Raw genomic sequence first — 11,436 nt, forward strand, 5'->3', positions numbered from 1 at the left:
GACTTGTTCACGGCAATGCGTGCCGGAGGAGCTGCAGTCTGTTACCGAGCTTGGCTTGGTTTGGCAGCATGTTACGAGGTCGACTGGCAATTACACCGGCTGAGGTCAGTAGGTTTAAGGTATCATAATACTAAAATTGCTGTCGCCCGAGTGCGATCCGCTTGCAACTTGACGTCGTGTGCGCGGCTGTGCCAAAGGCGATCTCACCGGCAGGGGGCGACGTGAAACGTGTGAATGATGCAGTCGTTATTTGGCTGTCTGCGGCGTTGAGGCTGATACGCTCGATCGTCTCGGGACTGCACTCTGCGCTCCGTCTAAACGTATATTGGATGGCTTGGATCCCTCGTAGGCTTGCCGGGCCTTTTCGGACGAGGTCCGCAACGTCCATCATCGCTCGACGAAGCTCAGTCGATCTGGGCGAATTGAAGAAGGTCCTTCATGTCCACTGAAACGTTTGCGATGGCGGTTGAGCGTTCCAAAGCCAACGTCAGGGGACGAACGGTCTGGATCGTCGCGACCGCGATCCCAGCGATATTCGTCCTCTTCTTTATCGCCCTGACATTGCTGGCGGCGCCGGAGCACGATGACTATTGCATCGCCAGTCGATATCTCGCCGACGGTTTGGTGCGGAACGTCATCGGTCTCTATTTCGAGTTATCGGGTCGCGTCGTGCCGTTCGTCCTCATCGAACTGCCTGCTGCAATCGCCTGGGCTACACGCATCAATCTGTTGTCGGCCTACTCCTTGACGATGGCTGCCATTGCACTTCTGTTCCTGGCTGGAACTTCGGTCGCAGTCGCGCGCGCCTGGCCACATGTTCGCGGATTGCCCCTCGTCTTCCTGTCGTTCGCGTTCACGGCCACTATCATTGGCGCATCGCCCAGCGTGCGCGATTTGCTCTACTGGCTACCCGCAGTGTCTTGCTATGTGCCGCCGGCGGTCGCCTCCATTCTGATCCTCGGCGAGTGCGTGCGGGCGCTGGATCGCGAGAGCGAATTCTCGCCGCTCGCGACGATGGGCATGGCGATGCTCGGTTTCGTCGGTGCGCTCTGTAACGAGTATACCGGGGTATGGCTGCTCGTTTTCGTCGCTGGCTCGTTGTTTGCCCGCCGTGCTTTCGGGGACAAGCTCCAGGTCACCCATCATGCCGTTATCGGTGGCGCGATCCTGATCGGCTGGTTGATTGCTGTCCTGGCCAAGGGCAACAGCATGCGTATGGGACAGATGAAGGGGGCCGGCAATATCGTGCGGTCGCTCGGCGAGGGACTGAACTTCTCGCTCATCGGTCTCGAACAGTTCGTTCGCGAACCCGTGATCATTGGCTGGTTTCTCGTCGTGATCGCCGTGACCTTGGCCGAACCCCAGCTAGTCCGGCGCGAAGGCTCCCGGCGTGGACTATTGGCACTCGGAGTGGCGGTGATCTGCCTTGGCTGCTGCTATTTCGAATACTTCACACACGAATATTCCACGGGTACCCGTCTCGTGGAGAGGGCGCAGAACCAGGCCCTGGCTCTGCTCCTGTTCGGCCTCACGTTGAGCGTGTCGCTGCTGGTGCGCTCATATCCTCCGAAGTTCCGCCTCCAGTTTCTTTCGCGAGATGGAGCCCTTGCGCTCGATTCCGCCGAGCTGGCAGCCGCACTAGCCGTCGTGATGCTCGTAGCTATCTCGTTCAGCTCGACAGCCGCGCTGGTCCGCGCCGAGGGGCGGAGCCTGTACCCGTATTGGCGCGAGAGCGTCGAGCGCGACAGGGTGCTATCGACGAGTTCGCAGGCGACCGTAACCGTTTCCAAGCATCGATGGACGCCGTCTTTGCTGATGACGGCGGACATGAACATCGCTTCCGGCTGCGTCGCCGGCTACTATGGCAAGACCGAAGTCCTCGCCGTCGATCCCTCCAGCAAGTGAATTCTGGTGGGACAAGTTAAAGTAATATAATAGCTCATGGCGGGAGTAGCTTGCCCTCGGAGCATGATCGTATAGAAGCGGCTGCGCGGCCACTTGCGGTTGCCGTCGGAGACAGCGGATGAAAGTGGTTATCCTTGCGGGTGGTCTGGGCACGCGCATAGCCGAGGAGACGACGACCCGTCCCAAGCCCATGGTCGAAATCGGCGGAAAGCCGATCCTTTGGCATATCATGAAGATCTACAGCCGCCATGGTTTCAATGATTTCGTGATCTGCGTTGGCTATAAGGGCTATTTGATCAAGGAGTATTTCGCCAACTACTTCCTGCACATGTCCGACGTCACGTTTCATCTCGCCGAAAACCGGATGGAGGTGCATCGTGAGACGGCCGAGCCGTGGCGCGTGACCCTGGTCGACACCGGCGAAGAGACCCAGACCGGCGGCCGCCTCAAGCGGGTGCTTCCTTACGTCGCCGACGAGCCTTTCTTTGCCTTGACCTACGGTGATGGCGTCGCCGATATCGACCTCCAGGCCGAGATCGCCTTCCACAAGGCCCATGGCCGCAAGGCGACCGTTTCCGTGGTGCGGCCGGCGCGAAGGTTCGGCGCGGTGACCATCGAGAACGACCGGGTCGTCAATTTCGAGGAGAAGCCGAATGACGACGGCGGCTGGATCAACGGCGGATTCTTCCTGCTGTCGCCCTCGGTCGGCGACCTGATCGCGGGCGACGAGACCGTGTGGGAGCGCCAGCCGATGGAGCAGCTTGCCCGCAACGACCAGCTCCGCGCCTTCGTGCATCACGGTTTCTGGCACCCGATGGATACCTTGCGCGATCGCAACTATCTCGAAGATGAGTGGGCCAACAACCGCGCGAAGTGGAGGGTCTGGTGACGGATCCGGCGTTCTGGCGTGGCAAGAAGGTCTTTCTGACCGGGCATACGGGCTTCAAGGGCGCGTGGGCATCGCTGCTGCTGCGACGCTTCGGTGCTGAGGTCTATGGCTACGCGTTGCCGCCGGACCATCCATCGTCGCTGTTCGTGGCGGCGAGGGTCGCCGACGACCTCAGGCAGTGCCTTGCCGACATCCGCGATCTCGGCAAGCTGCGTGCGGCGCTGTCGGAATCCCAGCCCGACGTGATCATTCACATGGCGGCGCAAGCGCTGGTGCGGCCGTCCTATGCCGAACCGGTCGAAACCTTCGCGACCAATGTGATGGGGACGGTGCACGTTCTGGAAGCTGCGCGGCATCTGCCCTCCGTGAAGGCCGTGCTGATCGTCACCAGCGACAAGTGTTACGAAAACAACGGCCAGCAAACCGCCTTTCGCGAGGGCGATCGGCTGGGCGGCAACGACCCCTACAGCAACAGCAAGGCTTGCGCCGAGCTCGTGACCCATTCCTACCGGCGCAGCTTCTTCGCCGAGAGTGGCGCAGTGCGCATTGCCAGCGCGCGCGCCGGAAACGTGTTCGGTGGCGGCGACTGGGCTCGTGACCGCCTGGTGCCGGATGCGATGCAGGCGTTCCTGGAGCGTCAGCCGCTGCGCATCCGCAACCCCAATTCGGTGCGCCCATGGCAGCACGCGCTCGATCCCGTTCTCGGCTATCTCACGCTCGTCGAGAAGCTGGTCGCCGATGCGAGCCTTGCCGATGGCTGGAATTTCGGTCCGGACGCGGAGAGCGAGCAGCCGGTACGCAATGTCGTGGAGCATTTGCAGTCGCTGTGGGGCGATGGTGCCGCCTGGACCAGCGATGACGGCCCGCATCCGCATGAAGCCGCATTTCTGAGACTCGACTGCGCGCGCGCCCGCTCGCAGTTGAACTGGACGCCGCGTCTCGACTTGGTCCAGGGACTCGGTCTCACCGTCGACTGGTACAAGGCGTGTCAGCGTGGCCAGGATCTGCGCCAAATCTCGCTCGAACAGCTCGAACTCGTCCTGGACGGTGCGGTCACGACCAGCACGTCGCAGACGCCATCGGAACCATCTCGCGGCGAGGTTGCCGCAGCCAACGCGAAGTGACTGACATGACATCGGCGCCAGCCCCCGCACGCGCGGGTCAACGAAGCCCCGAAGAGATCAGGGCATCGATCATGGAACTGGTGGAGGAATACTCCGCCCTGGCGCATGCGCCGAAGCCGTTCGTCGCGGGCCAATCGCCCGTGCCCGTGTCGGGACGGGTGTTCGATGCGAGTGACGTCAAGTCGCTGGTCGATTCCGCGCTGGATTTCTGGTTGACCACGGGGCGCTTCAACGAGGAGTTCCAGCAGAAGCTCGCCAAGCGCGTCGGTGCGCGTTACGCGATGACCGTCAATTCCGGTTCCTCGGCCAATCTGGTCGCCTTCTCGGCGCTGACCTCACCCTTGCTTCGCGACCGTCAGGTTCCCCCCGGCAGCGAGGTGATCACGGCCGCGACCGGATTTCCGACGACCGTCAATCCCTCGATGACGCAGGGCATGGTGCCGGTGTTCGTCGATGTCGACATTCCCACCTACAACATCATTCCCGAGCGCGTGGAAGAGGCGATCACGCCGAATACGCGTGCGATCATGGTGGCGCATACGCTCGGCAATCCGTTCGACGTCGGCAAGATCGCCGACATCGCCAAGCGTCACAAACTGTGGCTGATCGAGGATTGCTGCGACGCGCTCGGCGCGACCTATGACGGGCGTCACGTCGGCACGTTCGGCGACATCGGCACGCTCAGCTTCTATCCGGCGCACCACATCACCATGGGCGAGGGCGGGGCGGTGTTCACCAGCCATCCGGGCTTGCGCCGTGCGATGGAGACCTTCCGCGACTGGGGACGCGACTGCTATTGCGATCCGGGCAAGGACAACACCTGCCAGCGCCGCTTCGACTGGCAGCTCGGCGAGCTGCCGCGCGGCTACGATCACAAATACATCTACAGCCATCTCGGCTTCAATCTGAAGATCACCGACATGCAGGCCGCGGTCGGCGTGTCCCAGCTCGAGCATCTCGAAGGCTTCATCGCCGACCGGCGGCGGAACTTCGATCTGTTAAAGAGCGGGCTGAAGGAGCTCGAGGAGTTCTTCATCCTGCCCGAGCCGACGCGGAACAGCGATCCCTCCTGGTTCGGCTTCGTGCTGACGCTGCGCGACGGTGCGCCGTTCGAGCGTGACGCCATCGTGCGCCATCTCAACGAGCGCGGGATCGGCACGCGGCTGCTGTTCGGCGGCAATCTGGTGCGGCAGCCCTACATGATCGGACGGAATTTCCGCGTGCACGGCTCGCTCGCCAACAGCGATACGATCATGAACCGGACCTTCTGGATCGGCGTCTATCCGGGGCTCGGCGACGAGCACATCGGCTACGTGCTCCAGGTGATCCGCGATTTCTGCGCTGCGCCGATCCGCAGCGCCTAGTGTGGGAATGACGCGATGAACGGAGCACAGTACATTGCGGAGTTTCTCGCCCGGGTCGGAAGCGATCGGGTCTTTCTGCTGACGGGCGGCGCCTGCGCGTTCATGATCGATGCGGTCGCGCAGCACCCGAAGCTCAGCTACACCTGTTTCCAGCACGAGCAGGGCGCGGCAATGGCCGCGGACGCGCTCTGGCGCGTCAATCACAAGGTCGGCGTGACGCTCGCGACCTCCGGCCCGGGAGCGACCAACCTCATCACCGGCATCGCCACCTCCCATTTCGATTCGATTCCGTCGCTGCACATCACCGGCCAGGTGAACCAGCGCGAGAGCAGCGCATTCCACGGGGCAAATGTGCGCCAGGCCGGGTTCCAGGAAACCAGGATCGTGGACATGGTACGGCCGGTCACCAAATACGCGGTGATGGTCACGAGCGCGGCTGAGCTCCGCGAGGAACTCGCCAAGGCCTATTCGATCGCGACCTCCGGCCGGATGGGGCCGGTGCTGATCGACGTTCCCATGGATATCCAGCAGACTGAGGTCGGAGACGACATCCTGCTCCCCTCGAAACTGCCCGAGACGACGGATACGCCGGCACAGGTGCTGGCGGATCTCAAGCAGACGCTGGGCGAGGCGAAGCGCCCGGTGGTGCTGTGGGGCGCGGGCGTCGGGCTTGCAGGCGTCGAACGGGACGTTGCAGACTGGCTGCAGCGCAGCGGCCTGCCGTTCGTCTCGAGCTGGGCCGGGCTCAGCTATTTCGACCACGATCACCCGGGTTTTGTCGGCCAAATTGGCGTCTATGGCAATCGCGGTTCGAACTTCGTCTTGCAGAACGCCGATGCGGTGATCGTGCTCGGCAGCCGGCTCGACAACCGCCAGCGCTCCGGCAACACCAAGCAATTTGCGACCGGTGCGACCGTCCACGTCGTCGACGTCGACAAGGAGGAGCTCGCCAAATACCGCAACGACGGCTATCGCGTCAGCCATCTGGATTTCGCCGCGCTGCCGGAGGTGTTGCGCCAGCTCGATGTCAGCCCGGCGGGCGCGGAGTGGAGCGACTACGTCGCCGAGATGAAGCAGCGCTATTACCACAAGGAGGTCAGCACCTCCGCGGCGCGACTGAACTCATTGTCGCCCTACGACGTGATTCGCCGGGTCAACGAGATCATCGCGGAGGATGCGATCGTCATCGGTGACACCGGCGCTGCGGTCTGCTGGCTCTACCAGGCGTTCAAGGTGAAGCGCCACACCCTGTTCAATCCGGGCGGCAACTCGCCGATGGGCTACGCGCTGCCGGCTGCGATCGGCGCCAAGATCGACCGGCCGGACCGGCAGGTCATTTCCTACAATGGGGATGGCGGCTTCCATCTCAACATCCAGGAACTGCATACCGTCCGGCACAACAATCTCGATATCGCGATCATCGTCATGAACAACGGCTCGTACGGGATCATCAAGCAGTTCCAGGACAGCTACATGCAGAGCCGCTACAGCGCCTCGCGCGACGGCTTGAGCTTTCCGGATTTCGGCGCGCTCGCGGCCGCCTACGGCCTGCGCTACGCGCGCATCGAGCGTCTCGAGCAGATCGAGCCGGGATTGTTCAGGGGCGGGCCGATCGTGATCGACGTGATGCTGAGCGAGCATACGCTGATCGAGCCCAAGCTCGAGATGGGGCGCCCGATCAACGATCAGTTCCCCTATCTCGGTGAAAACGAATACGCGGAAGGCAACCGCTTCGTGGATTATCCGAGACCGGCGTCATTGCGCACCGTTTAGGATGGCCCCGGCAGCAGGTCACTCCATGGGATCGGCGGGATCGCGATGCGCGTCTTCGTAACGGGCGCCACGGGCTTTCTGGGCTCTTACGTCGCCGAAGACCTGGTCGGGCAAGGGCATGATGTCGCGGTGCTGCTGCGGCCCGGCAGCAAGCCGTGGCGGCTTGCCACCATCCTGGATCGCTTGACCGTCATCGAAGGCACGCTGGATGATCTGGTCGCACTCGGGACGGGGCTTCGTGCCTTTGCGCCGGATGCGGTCGTGCACATGGCCTGGCGCGGGGTCGGCAACAGCGAGCGCAACAGCAAGGATCAGGCGCGCAATATCGCAGACACCGTGGAGCTGGCCGATCTTGCGGCCGATGCGGGTGCGACGATCTTCGTTGGCGCGGGGTCGCAGGCCGAATACGGTCCCTACGATCGCGCGATCGCCGAGAGTGACGTGCCGCGCCCGACGACGCAGTATGGCATCGCCAAGCTCGCGAGCGGGTTGATGGCCGAGCGCCGCTGCGCCGAGCGCGGGCTGCGCTTCGCCTGGCTACGCATCTTCTCCGCCTATGGTCCCAGGGATGGCGAGGCCTGGCTGATTCCAAGCCTGATTCGCACCTTGCGCGCCGGTGGACATATGGCACTGACCGCCTGCGAGCAGCGCTGGGGCTTCCTTCACGCCCGCGATGCGGCGGCCGCCGTCCGCATCGTGCTCGAAAGCCCGGCGGCGCATGGCGTCTACAATCTAGGCAGCCCCGATGCACCGCAGCTTCGCGAGACGGTGGAGCAGATTAGGGACCTGATCGGTCGCGGCGAGCTCGGCCTTGGAGAGGTGCCGTATCGGCCCGACCAGGTCATGGTGCTGGCGGCGGACGTGAGGCGGCTGGAAGCTTTGGGCTGGCGTCGGGCGGTCGGGCTCGACCGGGGACTGCGCGAAACAACTGCCTGGCACGAGGCCGCGGAGCGGGGCGCGAGTTAAATCCTATGGCTGCGGCGGGTCGAAATTGACGCGCTCGCGCTCGAACACGACGGGCTTCTCGCGGACCTGACCGTAGATCGCCAGGATGTATTCCCCGATCATTCCCATGAAGAAGAGCTGGACGCCGCCGAAGAAGAACATTGCGACGATCAGGGTCAGGATGCCGGGCTCGGCAAGGCGCTGATAGAGGAGCAGGCCGAGCAGCAAATTGGCGACGGCATAGCCGATGCTCAGGAGCGAGAGAGTGAAGCCCGCATACAGGCCGAAGCGGAGCGGGGCCGAGGTGAAGGAGACCAGCCCGTTGAGGCCCTGGTCGATGAGCGCTGCCGCGCGATTTTTCGACAGTCCCTTCTTGCGCGCGCGCCAGGTGTAGGGCACGCCGACGGCGCGGCCGCCGCATTCGAACGTCATCATGCGCATGAACGGATATCCGTCGCGCACCTGCCGCATCCGGTCGACCACCTTGCGGTCGACGAGCTGATAGTCACCGACGCCGGGCGGCACCTTGATCTCGGAGAAGCGGGTGAGGATCCGGTAGTAGGCGTTGCGGATGCCGCGCATCAGTCGCCCTTCTTCGCGGACCGCCCGGATGCCGTAGACGATCTCGTTGCCCGCTTCCCACAGTTTGACGAAATCCGGCAACAATTCCGGCGGGTCCTGGAGGTCCGCCGGCAGGAACAGCAGCACGGCATCGCCGCTCGAGGCCATCACACCGTTGAAGGTGTTGCGGAGCGGTCCGAAATTGCGCGCGTTGACGATGATACGCACCGACGGGTCCGCGGCGGCGATCTCCCGCAGGATGTCCACGGTGCGGTCCTCGGAGGCGTTGTCGCAGAAGATGTGCTCGCGCCGATAGCCCTGGAGGTGCTCGTCGAAGACTTTCCGGACTGCTTCGTAGCAATCCCTGACGTTGATCTCTTCGTTGAAGCAGGGGGTCACGACAGTGATTGTCTTCACGGATGGCTTCTCACCAAATTGATATCGGGGCGGGGTAGTGTACGGGTCGGAAGGTGCGCCCCGCCGCACATTCGATCGCGGAACAGGGACGTCGTGATCACGTCAGTCCATCCTGCTCCGCACGGCAAGTGCGTTTCATCGGTTTCGCGCGAGCAGAACCTCGGAGCTGTTTTCGATGACCAGTGACCAGCCTGATCCGGGGGAGAGCAGGTCGTTCACATAGGCTTCGACCTCGGGGGTCGCCTCATAGCGGAGGTCCCGGACGAACCGTCTTTCCTTAAACGAAGTTCCCGGCCGCTTCCAGATATAGTTGCCCGTCGCACCGCGGGTGAGGACGATCAGATCGGGAGCTTCGTCGCCGAGCTGCTTGCGGGTCTGCATGTTCGTGTAGACCACGTTCGTCATGGCCGGCGGGAGATAGGTGTAGGCATCGGCCAGGATCTTGGTCTCGGCGGGGTAATGCAGCGCGACGTAGCTGCCGAGCTTGACCGATTCCGCTTCCGGCTTCTCGGTGGCCGCCGCCATGACGCGCAGATCAAATCCGACCTGAACAGAGACGTAAGCGAGCAGGAGAGCTGCAAATGCCGCGCTGGTCCAGCCGGGCCGAACCACGCTCCTGGTCAAGTTCTCCAACACGTTCAACCATGTTGCCGTGCTGAGCAGAAGGACGAACGGGACGATATGATAGGTGATGCGGGCCTCGCGATCGTGGACGAAGATCGCCAGATGCGCGGAGGCGACGAGGATATAGAGCGCCAGCACGATGCCGCAACGCGTCTCCGCCGACAGGCAGGCCGCACGCCAGCCGACAAGGCGCACACGATCGAGCAGGATCAGGCAGGCTAGGACCCATCCGCTGAATAGGTAAATGAGGCCGAAGCCGAATTGCTGCTTGAGGGGAACAAGCCATAGCGTCGGATCGGACGGCTCGACGAGACCATGGCCCGTACTAGTGTATTTCATCTGCCAGACGAAGGTCGCGACGAAGCTCGGGAAATCCCTGATCGCGTACGGGTTGGTGATGGCGAAGACGGCCACGACGACCGCGATCATCGCCAGGCCCTGCCGGAGGAGCTGCGTCAGGATCCGAACCGAGAACGGATGGCTTGCAAGAGTGGTCAGGGCGAGAGGAAGAAAGCTGAACGGCAGGACGGCGCCGCCGACATACTTCGTGCTGAAGGCGAGACCGGCCCAAAACGCCGACAGCAGCGCGAACCCGAAGGTCGGCCGGACGAGGGACGTGCCGAGGCCGAGAATGACGAAGACGGTCTGCAATGTGTCGGGGTGCATCGTGCGCGAAAAGGCCACGAAATCCGGCATGGAGGCGAGACCTAGCCCCACGCCCATCGCGACGATCCGAGGCAATCCGAGATGCTCGCTCAACCTCCACAACGCGAGAGTGGCGAGAACGCCTGCGATGATGGACATCAGGCGCAGCGTGAAGCCGACGAGCTGGGTGTTGACTGTCCATCCGAACCGCTCGAAGAACGAGATGCAATAGTAGCCGATCGTATCGTAGAGATTGCCGTAGCTGAAGAACATGTCCGGATCGAGCGAGCTTTGCTCGAGGCTCACTTTCAGCTTGGTCACGTATCGTGCTTCATCCAATCCGAACGGTTTGAAGGATTGGACCATGCCGATATTGTCGAGGCCGTAGATCGAAGCGACGGTGTTCGCCGCGATGACGATGGCAAGCAGGGCGAGGGCGTAACCAAAAACGATCCTGTTGATCGCGCTGAGCATAGACTTCCTTCGATATGTCGGGAGCGGATACCGGATCGGCTGACGGATCATCGGATCGCGAGTTTTCGCGACTGGCGCGCCGCGTAGTCCTCGGGCGTCATGAGCCAGCCGACATATCCCACGCCACGGAGCAGGGGGCGTCCTCTCCAGGAATAGTCGAGCTGGATGTTGCCGGCGGTGAAATGACGCCAGGCGCGCGAAAAATCGATGGCATCGGGATCGACGCCGCAAGTCTCGGCCGGCTCGCGATCATCGTTGCGCCGGACCTGCTGACACCAGCCCCGCTCGCCGGTCTTTCGAAATTGGACCGTATAGCTGTCGCCGCATTTGAAGTCGCGCGAGGTGCTTGGACAATCGGGCACGAACAGGATGGGGAGGCCGCTCAAGGCCCGTTCGCGCCATTCGTTGATGACGAATTTCCGATAAGGGCCGCCGAGGAGGAATACTGCACCCGTGATTGCGACCAGGATGCCCACGATCGCGTTGCGGACATGATTGGTCGTCCGCATGGTTCCTGTTGGAAGCGGGCGGTCGAGAGTCCCCTGGCTTTGCAGCATTGCCCCGGCTTTCGAAGCGCTCTAAAAGGCCATCCGAGCGCGGAGTTACGATTTCGCCAAATTGGCGTTTTCTACCGAGAGAATCAACTACCGATTGGTCGAATTGGGTGGACAGCCGTGTTGCCGAAACCGGCGTGGATATCTCACATCTTGTGCGT

Annotated in this window: 9 protein-coding genes; 6 read left to right on the forward strand and 3 right to left on the reverse strand. The window is 62.7% G+C overall.

Translation table 11 applies throughout. The features are described 5' to 3' along the window. Window positions 1-438 precede the first annotated feature (438 nt). The 6 genes from AC1RR3_RS09870 to AC1RR3_RS09895 all read left to right on the forward strand — a co-directional run bounded on the left by AC1RR3_RS09870 (window position 439) and on the right by AC1RR3_RS09895 (window position 8,021). The gene (locus tag AC1RR3_RS09870) at window positions 439-1,905 is read left to right on the forward strand and encodes a DUF6056 family protein (RefSeq protein ID WP_492821854.1); all 1,467 of its coding nucleotides are present in this window, start codon (window positions 439-441) and stop codon (window positions 1,903-1,905) included. 118 nt (window positions 1,906-2,023) lie between these two features. Beyond that, window positions 2,024-2,794 (forward strand): glucose-1-phosphate cytidylyltransferase, encoded by a 771-nt coding sequence (gene rfbF / locus AC1RR3_RS09875; protein WP_492821856.1) that lies wholly within the window; start codon window positions 2,024-2,026, stop codon window positions 2,792-2,794. Then, a complete protein-coding gene (gene rfbG / locus AC1RR3_RS09880; RefSeq protein WP_492821858.1) occupies window positions 2,791-3,918 on the forward strand; it encodes a CDP-glucose 4,6-dehydratase in 1,128 nt (375 codons plus the stop codon). The genes rfbF and rfbG overlap by 4 nt, the downstream gene beginning before the upstream one ends. 5 nt (window positions 3,919-3,923) lie before the next feature. Then, window positions 3,924-5,282, forward strand: coding sequence for a lipopolysaccharide biosynthesis protein RfbH (rfbH, locus tag AC1RR3_RS09885; protein WP_492821860.1), 1,359 nt, complete (start codon window positions 3,924-3,926; stop codon window positions 5,280-5,282). A 15-nt stretch (window positions 5,283-5,297) separates the two neighbouring features. Beyond that, the gene (locus AC1RR3_RS09890) at window positions 5,298-7,055 is read left to right on the forward strand and encodes a thiamine pyrophosphate-binding protein (RefSeq protein WP_492821862.1); all 1,758 of its coding nucleotides are present in this window, start codon (window positions 5,298-5,300) and stop codon (window positions 7,053-7,055) included. Window positions 7,056-7,100: 45 nt separating this feature from the next. Continuing rightward, window positions 7,101-8,021, forward strand: a complete 921-nt coding sequence (locus AC1RR3_RS09895) for an NAD-dependent epimerase/dehydratase family protein (protein WP_492821864.1) — start codon at window positions 7,101-7,103, stop codon at window positions 8,019-8,021. Between the two features lie 3 nt (window positions 8,022-8,024). On the opposite strand, the gene AC1RR3_RS09900 is transcribed toward AC1RR3_RS09895, so the two are convergent. The 3 genes from AC1RR3_RS09900 to AC1RR3_RS09910 form a co-directional block, all read right to left on the reverse strand. Beyond that, window positions 8,025-8,978: a glycosyltransferase family 2 protein gene (locus AC1RR3_RS09900; protein WP_492821866.1), complete on the reverse strand. Its 954-nt coding sequence runs from the start codon at window positions 8,976-8,978 to the stop codon at window positions 8,025-8,027. Window positions 8,979-9,113: 135 nt separating this feature from the next. Continuing rightward, entirely contained in the window at window positions 9,114-10,721 is a 1,608-nt protein-coding gene (locus AC1RR3_RS09905) for an ArnT family glycosyltransferase (RefSeq protein WP_492821868.1), read from the reverse strand. 47 nt (window positions 10,722-10,768) lie between these two features. Beyond that, window positions 10,769-11,230, reverse strand: coding sequence for a hypothetical protein (locus AC1RR3_RS09910; RefSeq protein ID WP_492821870.1), 462 nt, complete (start codon window positions 11,228-11,230; stop codon window positions 10,769-10,771). Window positions 11,231-11,436: the final 206 nt, after the last annotated feature.

This window comes from Bradyrhizobium sp. GW821-FHT13H05 (assembly GCF_058804065.1).